Here is a 14,871-nt window from a genome sequence, read left to right as displayed (position 1 = left end):
CGGTATGCTCGCGGATTGTCCATTTTCCCGTGCCCGACCGCTGGGTTGCCTGCCGCGCCATGCCACTCGTCATTTCCGCCATCCACGCCGAAAACTATCGGACGCTCAAACGCATCACCCTGCCGACCGCCAACCTGAATGTCTTCATCGGCGCCAATGGCGTCGGGAAGACGAACCTGTATCGGGCACTTCAATTGATCCAGGCTGCGGCGGCCGGCACCCTGTCGCACGAATTGGCTGCCGAAGGTGGAATGGCTTCAGTGCTGCATGCGGGCGAACGATCGTCCCGAAAGCCGGTGCGGCTCACCTTGCGGGTGGAATTGGCAGACGCCCGCACGGCATGCGTCGAGTATGCATATGAAGTGTCGGTGGGCCTGAAGGCCCCCACCAGCGCAGCTTTCGATGACGAACCGCTCATCAAGCAGGAAACCTTGCGCCAGTTTCAGCGCGGTCGCAGCTATACGTTGATGGACAGGAAAAATGGCGCCCTGACGTTGCTGGACGAAAACGGGGTCAAGGTGCAGATGGCCATGGACTTGCTGGCCTCCGAGACGGCACTCGCCAACGTGCAGGATGCGGACCGTTTCCCCGCGCTGCAACTGATACGGCGCACGTTGCTCGATTGGCGGTTCTACCACGGCTTTCGGACTGATCGAGATGCCATGTTGCGACGTGACTGCTTCGCCGTGGCCGCACCCACCCTCGCCTCAGACGGCGGCAATCTCGCCGCAGTGTTCGCCACCTTGGCCCATATCCGAGAGGACAAGCAGGATTTGGACGACGCCATCAGTGATGCATTTCCCGGCGCCCGTCTCGTCATCCCGGTGCCGCATCGCTATGCGTCATTCGGCCTTCAATACCCCGACTATCCGCAGCGCGTGTTCGAGCCCCTGGAGCTTTCCGACGGCACGCTGCACTACCTGGCGCTTTGCGGGGCACTGCTCGCTTATCGCCTGCCGGCATTCGTCGCGTTGAACGAGCCCGAAACCAGCCTGCATCCCGACCTGATCGATCCCCTGGCGCGGTTGATTGTGCGCGCGTCGCAACGCACGCAGGTCTGGTTGGTGACACACTCTCAAGCGCTGGCCGACGCCTTGGCCACGCACGGCGGGGTGCCGCTCCGGCAGGTCGTCAAAACCAAGGGTGCGACCTGGATCGACGGGTTGACGTTAGGCGGCGATTTTAGCGACGACCGCGACCCTGTGCCGGACGACGAATGGCACGATAGGTAGCGACATCCGGCACGATGCGTTGGAGCGCCGTTGGCGTCGTGGACTTCTGGCAACGTCCCCAATTTTCGGGGAAATGTAATGAAGAATGACTAAAAGATATGGAATAATTGCTTGGGGAACACTTACATCAAGCTGTCAAAGAGCAGCGTAAATGCCGGGAAGCCGCATGCAGTTGCTTGATGATATTCAAGAAGTAAATCTGGCCTATCTTCACATCGTGCGCCGCGCGATCGCAGAAATGCAAACCGACATTCTCGGCGGGATGTCGGACGCCACCCGGGACTGGATCGCCGGATTGACGCCGCACCAACTGGCGCGCGTGTCGCGCTCCAGTCTGTTGATGTGCTCCCTGAACAGCAATTCGGCAGATTTGCTGGGCGGCCTGGCGCATTCCTTACATGCGTTGGTGGCAGAACGCCAAGGCGCGCCGGCGGCTGCCACCGCGTAACGGGCGCTCGAAAAAGCTCAGCCGGCGACGAACGGCTTCACTTGCGTCGCCAAGCCGTGGTTGGCGGGATCGCGCGCATCCTTCAAGCAAGTTGAAACGCGCTGACCGAATCGTCCAGTTGCACGGCCAACGCATCCAGACTGCGGCCCACGCTCGCCGCCTCGTCTGCCAATGCGGCATTGCGTTGCGTCATCGTTCCGATATGAATGACCGCCTCGTTGATCTGGCCCACGCCGGCCGATTGTTCGCGCGTCGCCGTCGAAATGTCGGCCACAAGCAAAGCCACATCGCGCATTTGCTTTGCAATCGTGCCGATCGCGGCGCGCGTCTGCGCCGCCTGCGCGTGTCCCTCACCTACCCGCTCGACCGATGCGCGAATCAGCGCCTCGATTGATTTAGCGGCTTCGGCGCTGCGTTGCGCCAGTTGCCGCACTTCCGCAGCCACCACTGCAAATCCGCGACCCTCAGAGCCCGCTCGAGCCGCCTCGACGGCAGCGTTGAGCGCAAGAATATTGGTTTGGAACGCAATGCTGTTGATGACGGCGATGGCTTCGGACATCTTGGCCGACGCGGCACTGACGCCATCCATCGACTGCACCAGCGTATCGACCATCGTGGCACCGCGATCGGCCGCGGCCGCCACCTCGACCACGCGCGCATCGGCGAGATCGGCATTACCGGCATTCTGCTGCACGGTCGCAGTCAACTGCTCCAGACTCGCCATGGTTTCCTCCACGTTGGCCGCCTGGCTTTCAGTTTGCTCGGAAATATCGGCACTCGACGCAGCGATAGCCTGGGTCTGCCCCCCGATCTCGCCGGCGGCCGCACGCACGCGCCCTACAATGCCGATCAATCCATCACCGATGCCGTTGACCGCTTGCGTCAGCCGGCCGATTTCATCGGCGCGGCCCACATCGGCGCGGGCGCGCAGGTCACCTTGCGCCAGTCTCTGCGCAACGGCCATCACGGCATTGAGACGTTTTCCCACCAGTTGCCGCACGAGCGCAAACAGCGCGGCAGCCAACACCATCAATGCCAGCAACGCCGCACCCGCATAGATCAGACGCGTTTGCCGCATCTCGGCCGTCAGCTCGGACATGCTGGCATCACCCACCACCAACCAATGCCATTCTGGCGCATAGTCATACGCGAAGATCCGCTCATCGCCTTGCTGCTGCGCCCGCAAGACGCCTTGCCGTCGATCCAGCATGCCGGGAATGAGTGCCGTGCCGCGGTCGTCGACGATTGCGTCGGCGCCACTGGTGGCACTGCGCGCGGCGCGGGCGACCGGCGTGAGATACGCCCCCCGCTCCTGGCCGGCGGCCCCGGACACGACGAAATAGGATCCGGTCTCGCCAATCTTGCGCGCCTCCACATCGCGCTTGAGCGCCTGGGTTGTGGCACCGATATCGACCCCGACGAACAACGCGCCCACCACCTGGCCTGCAGCGTCTCGGATCGGTCGATATACCGTCATGTAGAACGTACCAAACAACGTTGCTGGTCCCGTAAACGATTCGCCCTTGCTCAGTTGCGCATACGCGGCGCTGTTCGTGGCGAGCAGCGTGCCCATCACGCGTTGACCGTTGGCGTTTTTCAGCGACGTACTGACGCGAACAAAATCGGTGCCGCGCTTGACGAAAATGGTCGCCACGCCGCTCGTGCGCTCGGTAAACCGATCCGGCAGCGTGAAATTCAAATTCAAAATCTCGTCGTTGGCGCGCAATGCTGGTGTCGATTCCTCGCCAACGATGATCAGCTGAGTGTTGTCGACAGAAAACCGGCTGCCGTAATCGGCTGCAAATACGTCCATGAAGCGGCCAGCTTCGGTTTGAACGGTGGCGCTATACATCTGCACCATCGACACGATGCCGCGGGCTTCGACCTGCATGCGTTGCGTTGCTTCGCGCTCGAGGCTTGTCACCATGCCGCGATAAAGTGCGGCAGCAAAAACAAAAAATACAATGCTGACCATGACGAGGACGAGCAGGGATAAACGGGTCGCGACGCTCAAGGCGCGCGCTTGAAGAGGTAGTGCCATGGGGATTCTCGGGAGTCGAACGACGTTGATCGGCACTGGTATGCATTCAGGCCAGATGTTTCAACGACGCGCCACCCGCAAAACTTAAATAAACCCTATAAATCAAAGGGTTTTAGCGCAACACAACACGGTGGCATACCCCGTTCCCCAGGCGGTGGTGCAAAAAAAACCCGCTCGCGATGAGGCGAACGGGCTTTTTAGTATCTTCGGCAACGCGCGGGAGCATTTCAGCTCCGCAACGCGCGCAGATGTCAGCGCAGGCCGAAGAAGCTCAGTACTGCAACGATGACGACGACCAGACCCACGATATAGATAATGCCGTTCATATTGTTCTCTCCCTCAAATTAAAAAAAAGCGCATGGTGCACACCTTGGCACGGCAGCAGCGTGAGCGGTGCAGAACCTGCAACTTCTCATGCCTACCCCCGCTGGGGCATGTTGATCATTGCCTTAGCAAGTGGCGGGCCTGACGCCCTCGAAGAATAAAAGGCTTGCATCCGCATCACTCGCGTGCTAGTCTTAAAAGCTGTTCTGCCTCACGACCTTTGTTTCGGGGCAAAACTTTTCCGCTATATCTACCCGCAGGGCAATGCCCTCTAGCGTGATACGGACGATGCTTTTACGAATCAGCCTCACCCAAGAGGCCCTCGTTGTGGCGTCAGGCCACAAGCAGCCAAATGGAAACCCGAACCGGGCAACCTCACAGCCGCAACACGAGCAGGCAGCACACGCTGCCACTGATATAGCTTTACCCGTCAGGCACATAATTTCTTAAGAAAAAAGCCTGACTCACTGCAGTCACGGCGCCACGTTTCAACCCGATCGGCAATTCGAATGCGCGAGATGCGCACGGCCACCGGAAAACAACGCGCTTCATTTGTGTCATGTCTCCGTCCGATACGCCAGGCGTACCGGTCATACAGCCACGAACGCCTTTACCTGCTCCGGCACTGCTGGTGCCAGGCCTTGTCGTTCAACGCTGGCAGTCCTTAATCCGGATTACACGGAACTTACATAAAGGCGTGACGCCTTATGGATGATAAAAATTATGCGTAACACCAATCAACTGAACACCACCACGAAGAACCTTTTTCCGCAGTCGTTTACTGCCTCCACCACCAAAAACATCTGGCGCGACCAGTTGATCCGTCGAACCAGCGGCGATCGCCTGGATCAAGCCGCGATTAACGTGGGCGACATCGTCTACCTCAAGCCGGTCGACGGCCCGGCTTTCCGCAGCCGCGTGATTTTCAATACGCCGATTGCTGGCCAGACCACGTACACCAGCGAAACCGTGGGTCATCCGCGAATTCGTGCCCGATTCCATCATGCCGACGTGCATGCAGTGGAATCGGCTCAAGAACTTCGTAGCTAATCCTCGCGCTCGTCGCTATCCAGCGCCGCTTCGCGTTGCTCGATATCGTTTAAGGCTTCGGTCACCATACCAATGAACGCCTCCATGCGCTCCGGTAACTGCCGGCCCGTCATGACCTGGATCTGCACGCTGCGGAAATGCATTTCCGCATCGGTCAGCGGCACCGCCACCAGATCCATGCGTGCCAGACGGTCGGCCATCGACACATAGCCTGCCAGCAAAATCGAATCGCTTTCGCGCACCATCGCCTGCAGCGATCCCGCATAGTTGGTCGTCACCGCCGGCTCCACGAACACCCCCGCCATGCCGCGCGAATGATCGAACATCTTGCGCGTGATCGATCCCTTGTCCGTCAAGGCCAGCGGATACTGCTCGATCTCGGCCATGCTGACGGCGCGGCGGCCGGCCAGCGGATGCCCTTTCGCCATTACCGCCATCACCGATGATTGAATCGCATGCCGTACGGCGATGCCCGGCTCGGGCTCCACACTGAAGGTGACGGCAATATCCGACTCGCCTTCCATCACGCGATCGGTCGCGGTTTTTGCGGAGCCCACCCACATAAAGAAACGCGTGTCCGGAAACCGCTTTCGAAAATGCGCAATCGCGGTCGGAATCACATCATTGGATAATCCCTGCGCGCACGACACGCGGATCAGATTGCCCGGCGAGCCATGCAAACTGGCGATGGCATTGAGCGTGGCTTCGGATTCGAGCGCCGTGCGGCGCGCGTGCGCCAGCAGCACGTGTCCGGCAGGTGTGAGCGACATGCCGCGCGAGGCGCGATCAAAGAGCGGCGCCCCCACCTCCTGTTCGAGTCGGGAAATCTGCCGGCTGATGGCCGAAATCGCCACGTGCAACGTGGCCGATGCGGCGCTCAAACTACCCGCCTGAGCCACTTCCAAGAAATATTTGAGTCCGGAATTGAGCATTGGGGTTAACCCGAAATTTCCAATAAAAGCAAATGCTTTGCGAATCATTCTAATTGTTGGCAAAGCGTTGCGTCTCTAGAATCGACCCCTTTTCGCCCCCAAAGGGATAAAAACTCGTCATGTCCGCACGCTTTTCGCTTCTCGCCCGGCTCGTCTGTAGCTTAGGCTGTGTTGTCGCCACCGGCGCGCACGCTCAGACGTTGAAAATCGGTTTGGCCTCCGAGCCGACTGCCATCGACCCGCATTATCACCAGGCCACGCCGAACGACGCGCTCACCGCGCACATCTTCGAACCGCTGGTGGGCATGAACGGCGACATGAAGCTGCAGCCCGTGCTGGCCTCCTCGTGGGAAGCGACCACCGACACGACCTGGACGTTCAAGCTGCGCCCGGACGTCAAATTCTCCAACGGCGAAGCTTTCACGGCCGACGACGTCGTTTTTTCGCTTTGCCGCGTGATCAATAACGAAACCGCCATCAGCGGCGGTGCGATGAACGTGGTCAAGCGCATCGCCAGCATCGAAACGCCCGATGCGCACACCGTGAAGATGACGACGAAGTCGCCCTACCCTGTGCTGCCCAATGAATTGGCGCGCGTGGCCATGGTGTGGAACGGCATTGCCGAGCACGGCAAGCTCAATTTCGACCCGGCCAAAGGCTGCGGCGTGACAGGCGCCTGGCCCACGGTCAACGACTTCAATAGCGGTAAAGCCACGATCGGCACCGGCGCCTACACGCTCAAGTCGTACGTGAAGGGCAATGCCATCGAACTCACGCGCAACGATCAGTACTGGGGCGAGAAGCCGGCCTGGGAAAGCGTGCGCATGGTGTCCGTGCCGTCGGCGGGTCCCCGTTTGACGGGTCTGTTGGCCGGTGACTTCGATCTCATCGAAAACCCCGCAGCCCGCGATCTGAAGCGCATCAAGGAAGCCGGCCTGGGGTACACGATCAAGCCGTCGGTGCGCGTGATGTTCTTCCAACTGGACGCCGGCCGCAATCCGAGCCCGATGGTGAAGTCGCCCAAGGGCGATAATCCGTTGCAGGATGCCCGTGTGCGTCGCGCCATGTCGATGGCCATCGACCGCAAGACCATCGTCGAACGCATCATGGATGGCGTCGCCACTCCAGCGTATCAGTTCCTGCCCGATGGCATGTTTGGCGCCCTGCCCAACGCGCCCGAGTTGAAGTACGACCCGAAGGCGGCCAAGGCGCTGTTGACCGAGGCCGGTTATCCCGATGGCTTCGAGCTCACGCTGTCGTCGACCAACGACCGCTACATCAACGACGCCCAGATCACGCAAGCCGTGGCCCAGTATCTGAGCCGCATCGGCATCCGCACGACCGTCGACACGATGACGCGTTCGGTGTACTTCCCGCGCCGCGCCAAGCGCGACTTCAGCGCGTCGCTGGGCGGCTGGGGGTCGGAAACGGGTGAAGCCAGCAACTTCATCCAGTACTGGACCACGACCACCAATACGCAGCTCGGCCTGGGCAGCAGCAACTACGGCGCGTTCTCCAATCCCGAGCTCGACACGAAGTTCGTGGAAGCGCTGCGCACCGTGGACGACACCAAGCGCGCCGCCCTGCTCAACGACGTCATTAAAATCGCTTTGGACGACATGCCCAATATCCCGCTACATTTCGAAAGCGGCGTGTGGGCTTTCCGCAAGGGTTTGAGCTATGAAGGCCGCGCCGATCAGCGCACGACCGCCATGGCGACCCGTCCGGTCAAGTAAAAGCCCGCTTTTCAAGTCGTTATAGGAATCCGTACCTTGGCGCTGTTCATCTTACGCAGGCTGCTTCAAAGCCTGTTCGTTCTTCTTGCGGTATCGGTCGTCGTCTTCTTTGCCGTGTATGCGGTGGGCGACCCCATCGAACTGCTGGTCAGCCCCGAGGTCGGGCAAGCCGAGCGTCAAGCGCTGATCGCGCGGCTCGGCCTGGACTTACCCATTTGGCAACAGTACGGCCACTTTCTGTGGAACGCCTTGCATGGCGATCTCGGAAACTCGTTCGTGCACGGCATGCCCGCGGTCGAACTGATCGTGCAACGCATCCCGGCCACGTTCGAGCTGGTGGTCGTGGCCATCACGCTCACCTGTATCATCGGCATCCCGCTCGGCCTGGTGGCCGGGCTGTACCGCGACGCCCCGCTGGGCCGCGGCATCATGGCCACCTCGGTGCTGGGCTTTTCGTTGCCCAACTTCTGGCAAGGCATGGTGTTCATTTTGCTGTTTGCCGTCTGGCTGGGGTGGTTGCCCGCCTCGGGCCGCGGTCCCACGGTGGACGTGCTCGGCGTGCCGTTCAGCATTTTCACTGCCGAAGGCTGGCGCCACGTGGCCATGCCGGCCGTGAACCTGGCGATCGCCAATATCGCTCTGGTGCTGCGCCTTACCGCCACCGGCGTGGTCGAGGCCCGCTCGCAAGACTATGTGAAGTTCGCACGCGCCAAAGGCGTCAAGCCGGGGCGCATCGTGCGCCGTCACATCCTGCGCAACATCCTGATCCCTGTCGTGACCGTGATCGGCATGGAGTTCGGCAGCCTGATCGCCTACTCCACCATTACCGAGACGGTGTTCTCGTGGCCCGGCATGGGCAAGCTGTTGATCGACAGCGTGTATCAGCTCGACCGCCCCGTGGTCGTGGCCTACGTGATGCTCGTGACCCTGATTTTCGTGGTGATCAACCTGATCGTCGACATTCTCTACGCCGTGCTCGATCCGCGCGTGCAACTCCTCGAACCGGCGCACTGACCATGGCAGATCCCAATCAAACCAAGCGCGTGGCTACGCGCGGCCCCATGCTGGAAACGCCGCGCCGCAACGCCATTCTCAAGAAACTCAACGCGCGTCCCACCGTGCGCGGGTCGGCCATCGCGCTTGCCGTGCTGATGCTGTTCGTGCTGATCGCGCCGTACTTCGCGCCGCAAAATCCGTACGATCTGATGGCGCTGAACATCATGGACGGCCGGCTCGCCCCCGGTGCCGAAAGCATGGAAGGCGGGCGCTACTGGCTCGGTACCGATTCGCAGGGCCGCGACATGTTGAGCGCCATCCTCTACGGCCTGCGCATCAGCCTGCTCGTGGGCCTCTCGGCCGTGCTGCTGTCCACCCTGATCGGCTCGTTCCTCGGCCTGCTGGCCGCATTCAAAGGCGGCTGGATCGACACCGCCATCATGCGCCTGGTCGACTTCATCCTCGGTTTCCCCACGATTCTGGTGGCCCTCGTGCTGCTGGCCGTGATGGGCCGAGGTGTGGACAAGGTAGTGATTGCGCTCGTCGTGGTGCAGTGGGCGCATTACGCGCGCATCATGCGCGGCCGAGCGCTGCAGGAACGCCGCAAGGAATACATCGAAGCCGCGCAAAACCTCGGCTTTCCCGCGTGGCGCATCATGCTCTTTCATCTGATGCCCAATTGCCTGAGCCCGGTGATGGTGTTTGCCACCATCCAGATCGCGACGGCCATCGTGCTTGAAGCCACCCTGTCGTTCCTGGGCGTGGGCGTGCCGGTAACGGAACCGTCGCTGGGCCTCCTGATCGCCAGCGGGTTCGAATACCTGCTCTCCGGCGACTACTGGATCAGCATGTTCCCGGGCATCGCATTGCTGCTGCTGATCCTGTCCATCAACATCATCGGCGACCGCATGCGCGCCAGCCTGGATCCGCGATGAGCCAAGATAAAACACTCCTTGACGTGCGCGGCTTGCGCACCGCCTTTCATACCGAAGCCGGCGCCTGGCCGGCGGTCGACGGCGTGGACTTCACCGTGCGACGCGGTGAGATCGTGGGCCTGGTGGGCGAATCGGGATCGGGTAAATCCGTGACCGGCTTTTCCCTCATTGGTCTTATCGATCCGCCGGGCGAAGTGGTCGCGGGCGAAGTGATTTTCGACGGCGTCGACCTCTGTACGCAGACGGAAGAGCAACTGCGCAAACTGCGCGGTGACCGCATCGCCATGATCTTTCAAGATCCGCTGATGACGCTCAATCCGGTGCTCAAAGTGGGCGAGCAGATGCGCGAAGCCATCTTCACGCACTACCCCAAGACGACCCGCAAGCAGGCCGACGCGCGCTGTGTGGAAGCGCTTGAAATGGTGGGTATCCCGAGCGCCGCCACGCGCCTGGATAATTATCCGCACGAGTTTTCGGGCGGTATGCGCCAACGCGTGGCCATCGCCATCGCGATGCTCAACCAACCCGAACTCATCATTGCCGACGAGCCCACCACTGCGCTGGACGTGACGATTCAGGGCCAGATCCTGTATCAGATGCAGAAGCTGTGCCGCGCACACGACACCGCACTCATCTGGATCACCCACGATCTGGGTGTGGTGGCCGAACTGGCCGATCGCGTGGCCGTGATGTATGCCGGTCGCATCGTCGAAACCGGCACGGTGGATGAAGTGCTGTCCGCACCGCGTCACCCCTACACGCGCGGCTTGCTCGACTCGATGCCCAGCACTGCGGAGCCGGGCCAACGTCTGCACCAGATCGACGGCATGGCGCCAACGCTTGCCGGCCGCGAAATCGGCTGTGCCTTCCGCCCCCGCTGCCCCAACGCCATTGCGCGTTGCGCCGAAGTGCCCCCTGAAAACACGGTCGAAGGCGAGCGTAGCTATCGCTGCTACGTGCCCCTCGTCCAGGAGCTTGTATGAGCGATACCGCCGTTATCGAATTGCGCGATCTGCGCAAGCGGTTCGAACCCCGTCCCGATCTCGCCCAGCGCATCCTCACGATGGCCGGCAAGACGATGCCCAAGCGCACCGTGCATGCCGTCAACGGTGTGGACCTCACCCTCGCGCGCGGTGAAGTCGTGGGCCTGGTGGGCGAATCGGGTTGTGGCAAATCCACGCTTGGCCGCATGGTGGCCGGGCTGATTCGCCCCACCGAGGGCACCGTCACCTACAAGGGTCGCGATGCCGCCAAGCTGACGGGCCGCGACAAGCTTGAATACACGCTCGGCGTGCAGATGATCTTCCAGGATCCGCAAGCGTCGCTCAATCCGCGTCAACGTTTGCACAAGATCCTCGGCGAGTCGCTGCGCGTGCATAACCTGGCCGCCTCCAAGGATGTGCAGGCACGTGTCGATCAGGCCTTGTCGGAAGTGGGCCTGAGTGCCGAATACCGCGATCGCTTTCCCCATCAGATATCAGGCGGCCAGCGCCAGCGCATCGGCATCGCCCGCGCGCTGATGGTGCAACCCTCGTTTCTGGTGTGCGACGAGCCGGTGGCCGCGCTCGACGTGTCGATCCAGGCGCAGGTGATCAACCTGTTCATGGACCTGCGCGACCGCCATGGATTCACCTATCTCTTCATCAGTCACGATCTGGGCGTGGTGCGCCACATCTCGGATCGGGTGGCCATCATGTATCTGGGTCGCATCGTCGAGATCGCGCCGGCGCGCGAGATTTTCGCCCGCGCCAATCATCCGTACACGCAAGCGCTGCTGACCGAGATGCCCAACGTGGCGCAACGCGGCCGCAACTTCACGCCCATCAAGGGTGAGATTCCGTCGCCCTTGAGCCCGCCGTCGGGCTGCACGTTTCACCCGCGCTGCCCGCATGCCATGCCCCGCTGCAAGGTCGAAGAGCCCGTGCTCAAAGACATCGCCTCGGGTCACCGGTCCGCCTGTTTCCTTAACGATACGAGTGCTGCATGAACGATATCAACGCCTTGCGCGACGTGCTGTCGCAATCCGGCCGCCAATGTGTGGCGTACGTCGACCAGGCCGGCAACCCCGACCGTCCGTTGGCGCTGAACACCTATCGCGGCAAGGGCTACACCCCCGATCGCCCGGTGGTGCTGGTGCAGCACGGCGTGCTGCGCAACGGCGACGATTACTGCGACTTCTGGATGCCGGCGGCCGACAAGCACGGCCTCCTGATCATCGCGCCCACGTTTTCGGACGCCGACTGGCCCGGGTTGGACAGCTACAACAACGGCCGCGTGACCGATGCCGAAGGCCGCGTACGCCCAGTTGAAGACTGGACTTACGCCATCCTTGAACGCCTCTGGGCGGACGTGCGCGCCACCGGCGTCACGCAACGCGATCGTGCGCATTTGTTCGGTCACTCGGCCGGCGGCCAGTTTGTGCATCGGTTGATGAGCAGCCAATCGCACGCCCCCTTCGAGGCCGTTGTCGCGTCGAACTCGGGCTGGTACACGTTGCCCGATCGCGGTCTCGACTTCCCCGAAGGCCTGAACATCGCGGGCTTGAGCGACGCACACCTCGAACGCCTGCTCGGCTATCCCCTGCTGCTCTTGCTGGGCGAGTGCGACAACGACGTCAACGCGCCCAACCTGCCGGCCAACCCGGAAGCCTTGCGCCAGGGCCCGCACCGCTTCGCGCGTGGCCACAACTATTTCGCCGCAGGTAAAGCCGCCGCCGAACGCCTGGGGTTACCCTTCAACTGGCAAGTGCAGAACGTGCCGCACATCGGCCACGACGGTCGCTCGATGTCGGCCGTGGCGGCCAGCCTGTGGTTTGAAGGCAAGATGCCGACCGATGAAGAACTTGTTCGCCTGGCAGGCAGCCAGGTCGCCTAATTTCATAGTGGAGAAAAGCATGTCCGTAGAACGAAGCGCCGACCAGCTGGTCGACGGCATCAGCACCTGGGTACGCTTGGAATCGCCCTCGCACGCCCCCGATACGCTGAGGGCCATGGCCAAACTGATCAGCGACCAATCGCGCGCCGCCGGCCTGACCGTGACTGAAACCGACCACGGCGCCACCACCGGCCCGTCGCTCACGATCACCAATCGTGCCGCCGGCGACGACCGCAAAGGCATCCTGATCCTCGCGCACTACGACACAGTTCACCCCGTGGGCACGCTCACCAAGAACGACTGCCGCATCGAAGACGGCAAGCTGTTCGGCCCCGGCACCTACGACATGAAGGGCGGCACGTACCTCGCGCTGACCGCACTGGGCGATCTTTCGGGCGCCAACGACACGCAATTGCCGGTCGAATTTTTGATCGTGCCCGACGAAGAAGTGGGCAGCCTGCATTCGCGCCCCACCATCGAATCCCATGCGGCCCGCGCCAAGTACACGCTGGTGTGCGAACCCGCGCGCGCCAATGGCGGACGCTGTGTGTCGGCCCGTAAAGGCACGGGCTTCATCACCGTGGAAGCGCACGGCCGTCCGTCGCACGCCGGCGTGGCCCACGAAAAGGGCCGCAGCGCCATTCGCGAAATCGCCCATCAAGTGCTCGCACTCGCAGCGATGACCGATTACGAGCGCGGCATCACGGTCAGCGTGGGCAAGATCGAAGGCGGCACCACCACCAACGTGGTGCCCTCGTTTGCCAAAATCACAGTCGACTTCCGCATCCCCGATCCGGAAGCCGGCGTGGAACTGAAGGCGAAGGTGGATGCACTGAAGGCGCACGATCCCGACGTGAAGCTCGTCGTGAATTTCGACCTCAATCGCCCGCCGATGCCCCGCACCGAAGCCACCGGCGAACTGCTCAAGACCGTGCAAGCCTACGCCACGCAAGCCGGCTTCGCGCTCGAGGAAGCCCCGATGACCGGCGGCGGCAGCGATGCCAACTTCACCGCCGCGCTGGGCGTGCCCACGCTGGACGGCCTGGGTGCAGACGGCGATGGCGCTCACACGCTCTTCGAACACATCCTGATCGCGACCCTGCCCGAGCGTTTAAAGTTCTGGCAGTTGACGCTCAAGCAGTTGGCGTAACCGAAGACGGCATCGCTTTACGGCGATGCCCTGGCCGACCGCGTGATCGTTGCGAGGCTATGCCTCAGGCGGTGATGTCAGAAAATTTTGCGCAACGCGGCATGACGCGAAGCGCAAAAATAAGCCGAATCTGTTCCTCGAGAACGGTTCGGCTTTTTACGTCATGACCGCGAGCTTTGACGCCATCCAGCATGCATTGAATTCTTCGTTAGCCAGCTTTGGCGCTACCCTCAACGAAGGTTTCCCAATGCTCCAGAAGCGCAGGCCCGCATTGCTTGACCCAGCCCCCACTGAGTTTCCTGCCGTGAAGCGTCTTGTACTCCTCGATCCTCGCCTCTTTCTCTACCCACACTTTGCCACTATCGGGGTTGATCGCAAGTAACCCGCGATCCCAAAGCGTGTGCAGATCGGCGCGAAGCAACAGGCCGTTATGAACGTGATTCGTGGCCGCACCGAAATACGGCGTGATGTGCGCGGCCTCGAGTACCTGATCGACCCTACATCCGCTAATCGCGCACTTGCCGTCGTAACGACCGACGAGTCGCTTGCGAAACGCAGCTTGGCCGCGACGTACCGCAACAGCGCGCAGCGCGCGTTGCCGGGCATCTTCGACGCTGCCAGGATCAAAATCGGCGTCGGTATCGGTCAAGTCGGTGATGACCGCCTGCGTTGCAAGTCGATTCGCCTCTGGACTTAAGCGCGCCGCTTCGCCACCAAAGGTTCGAAACGAACCTATGACATCGTTCAACGCCGTAAGCGCGCCGTCCGGTGAGATCACAATATCGAGGACGTGATGCGGATAACCCAGTCGGTTCTTGATCGTCCTGCTTTTGTGCACGCCTTGGGCATATGGACCATACAAATGAAAGCGCACGGTCGTGTGCCGCTTTCTGCCGATCAGCTTTGCGCCTTCCATGACAAGGTCGTCGGCAGCGCGTCCGAAACGATATTCAACCTCGTCTGTCGACCGGTCGATATACCCTCGGTGAGATCCCAGATAACGCTCCGACATCGCTTGCACGATGCGCTTGATATTCCGCGAGGCTCTCGGATTTTGCTTCATCCAGGCGGCAGCATGCGGTTTGTCGCGCAACACCTTGCTTCTGCTTTTCATCGTTTCATCGCCTCATGTCAAACGCGCTGAGGAACTCGA

General features: G+C 61.5%; 14 protein-coding genes. 11 read left to right on the top strand and 3 right to left on the bottom strand.

The window, feature by feature from the left end:
* Positions 1–29: 29 nt before the first annotated feature.
* The gene (locus tag EYW45_RS21240) at positions 30–1,232 is read left to right on the top strand and encodes an AAA family ATPase (RefSeq protein WP_328703669.1); all 1,203 of its coding nucleotides are present in this window, start codon (positions 30–32) and stop codon (positions 1,230–1,232) included.
* A 166-nt stretch (positions 1,233–1,398) separates the two neighbouring features.
* Positions 1,399–1,680: a flagellar transcriptional regulator FlhD gene (locus EYW45_RS21235; protein ID WP_161137447.1), complete on the top strand. Its 282-nt coding sequence runs from the start codon at positions 1,399–1,401 to the stop codon at positions 1,678–1,680.
* An 82-nt stretch (positions 1,681–1,762) separates the two neighbouring features.
* Here the strand turns inward: EYW45_RS21235 and EYW45_RS21230 are convergent, their stop codons facing one another.
* Entirely contained in the window at positions 1,763–3,721 is a 1,959-nt protein-coding gene (locus tag EYW45_RS21230) for a methyl-accepting chemotaxis protein (protein WP_161137446.1), read from the bottom strand.
* Positions 3,722–3,969: 248 nt separating this feature from the next.
* On the opposite strand from EYW45_RS21230, the gene EYW45_RS24360 reads away from it, so the two are divergent.
* On the top strand, positions 3,970–4,206 hold the full coding sequence (locus EYW45_RS24360; RefSeq protein ID WP_202444851.1) for a hypothetical protein: 237 nt from the start codon (positions 3,970–3,972) through the stop codon (positions 4,204–4,206).
* Positions 4,207–4,768: 562 nt separating this feature from the next.
* A complete protein-coding gene (locus EYW45_RS21225) occupies positions 4,769–5,095 on the top strand; it encodes a hypothetical protein (protein WP_235939172.1) in 327 nt (108 codons plus the stop codon).
* On the opposite strand, the gene EYW45_RS21220 is transcribed toward EYW45_RS21225, so the two are convergent.
* Positions 5,092–6,027 (bottom strand): LysR family transcriptional regulator, encoded by a 936-nt coding sequence (locus tag EYW45_RS21220; RefSeq protein WP_161137445.1) that lies wholly within the window; start codon positions 6,025–6,027, stop codon positions 5,092–5,094. The two genes, EYW45_RS21225 and EYW45_RS21220, sit on opposite strands and share 4 nt — an antisense overlap.
* A gap of 119 nt (positions 6,028–6,146) precedes the next feature.
* Here EYW45_RS21220 and EYW45_RS21215 point away from each other — a divergent pair, with 119 nt between their 5' ends.
* The 7 genes from EYW45_RS21215 to EYW45_RS21185 are packed head-to-tail and all read left to right on the top strand — an operon-like array spanning position 6,147 to position 13,718.
* Positions 6,147–7,763 carry an ABC transporter substrate-binding protein gene (locus EYW45_RS21215; protein WP_161137444.1) on the top strand — a complete coding sequence of 539 codons (1,617 nt, stop codon included), beginning with the start codon at positions 6,147–6,149 and terminating at the stop codon, positions 7,761–7,763.
* Between the two features lie 36 nt (positions 7,764–7,799).
* Positions 7,800–8,777 carry an ABC transporter permease gene (locus EYW45_RS21210; RefSeq protein ID WP_161137443.1) on the top strand — a complete coding sequence of 326 codons (978 nt, stop codon included), beginning with the start codon at positions 7,800–7,802 and terminating at the stop codon, positions 8,775–8,777.
* Positions 8,778–8,779: 2 nt separating this feature from the next.
* Positions 8,780–9,694, top strand: coding sequence for an ABC transporter permease (locus EYW45_RS21205; protein ID WP_161137442.1), 915 nt, complete (start codon positions 8,780–8,782; stop codon positions 9,692–9,694).
* Positions 9,691–10,677 (top strand): ABC transporter ATP-binding protein, encoded by a 987-nt coding sequence (locus tag EYW45_RS21200; RefSeq protein ID WP_161137441.1) that lies wholly within the window; start codon positions 9,691–9,693, stop codon positions 10,675–10,677. The genes EYW45_RS21205 and EYW45_RS21200 overlap by 4 nt, the downstream gene beginning before the upstream one ends.
* Positions 10,674–11,681, top strand: coding sequence for an ABC transporter ATP-binding protein (locus tag EYW45_RS21195; RefSeq protein ID WP_161137440.1), 1,008 nt, complete (start codon positions 10,674–10,676; stop codon positions 11,679–11,681). The genes EYW45_RS21200 and EYW45_RS21195 overlap by 4 nt, the downstream gene beginning before the upstream one ends.
* Positions 11,678–12,568 carry an alpha/beta hydrolase gene (locus tag EYW45_RS21190; RefSeq protein WP_161137439.1) on the top strand — a complete coding sequence of 297 codons (891 nt, stop codon included), beginning with the start codon at positions 11,678–11,680 and terminating at the stop codon, positions 12,566–12,568. Before EYW45_RS21195 ends, EYW45_RS21190 begins: the two co-directional genes overlap by 4 nt.
* Before the next feature lie 19 nt (positions 12,569–12,587).
* A complete protein-coding gene (locus EYW45_RS21185) occupies positions 12,588–13,718 on the top strand; it encodes a M20 family metallopeptidase (RefSeq protein WP_161137438.1) in 1,131 nt (376 codons plus the stop codon).
* A gap of 208 nt (positions 13,719–13,926) precedes the next feature.
* Here the strand turns inward: EYW45_RS21185 and EYW45_RS21180 are convergent, their stop codons facing one another.
* Positions 13,927–14,832: an HNH endonuclease gene (locus tag EYW45_RS21180; protein WP_161137437.1), complete on the bottom strand. Its 906-nt coding sequence runs from the start codon at positions 14,830–14,832 to the stop codon at positions 13,927–13,929.
* Between the last annotated feature and the right edge of the window lie 39 nt (positions 14,833–14,871).

This window comes from Schauerella aestuarii (assembly GCF_009866805.1).
Lineage (GTDB): Bacteria > Pseudomonadota > Gammaproteobacteria > Burkholderiales > Burkholderiaceae_B > Schauerella > Schauerella aestuarii.
Note: the sequence above shows the minus strand (reverse complement) of the source record. Positions and strands in the feature narration are given on the sequence as shown.

Coding starts and splice junctions, on each gene's coding strand:
- EYW45_RS21230 (WP_161137446.1), bottom strand. CDS start 3,721: ATGGCACTACCTCTTCAAGCGCGCGCCTTGAGCGTCGCGACCCGTTTA.
- EYW45_RS21200 (WP_161137441.1), top strand. CDS start 9,691: ATGAGCCAAGATAAAACACTCCTTGACGTGCGCGGCTTGCGCACCGCC.
- EYW45_RS21190 (WP_161137439.1), top strand. CDS start 11,678: ATGAACGATATCAACGCCTTGCGCGACGTGCTGTCGCAATCCGGCCGC.
- EYW45_RS21220 (WP_161137445.1), bottom strand. CDS start 6,027: ATGCTCAATTCCGGACTCAAATATTTCTTGGAAGTGGCTCAGGCGGGT.
- EYW45_RS21205 (WP_161137442.1), top strand. CDS start 8,780: ATGGCAGATCCCAATCAAACCAAGCGCGTGGCTACGCGCGGCCCCATG.
- EYW45_RS21225 (WP_235939172.1), top strand. CDS start 4,769: ATGCGTAACACCAATCAACTGAACACCACCACGAAGAACCTTTTTCCG.
- EYW45_RS21235 (WP_161137447.1), top strand. CDS start 1,399: ATGCAGTTGCTTGATGATATTCAAGAAGTAAATCTGGCCTATCTTCAC.
- EYW45_RS21215 (WP_161137444.1), top strand. CDS start 6,147: ATGTCCGCACGCTTTTCGCTTCTCGCCCGGCTCGTCTGTAGCTTAGGC.
- EYW45_RS21185 (WP_161137438.1), top strand. CDS start 12,588: ATGTCCGTAGAACGAAGCGCCGACCAGCTGGTCGACGGCATCAGCACC.
- EYW45_RS21195 (WP_161137440.1), top strand. CDS start 10,674: ATGAGCGATACCGCCGTTATCGAATTGCGCGATCTGCGCAAGCGGTTC.
- EYW45_RS24360 (WP_202444851.1), top strand. CDS start 3,970: ATGTCAGCGCAGGCCGAAGAAGCTCAGTACTGCAACGATGACGACGAC.
- EYW45_RS21180 (WP_161137437.1), bottom strand. CDS start 14,832: ATGAAAAGCAGAAGCAAGGTGTTGCGCGACAAACCGCATGCTGCCGCC.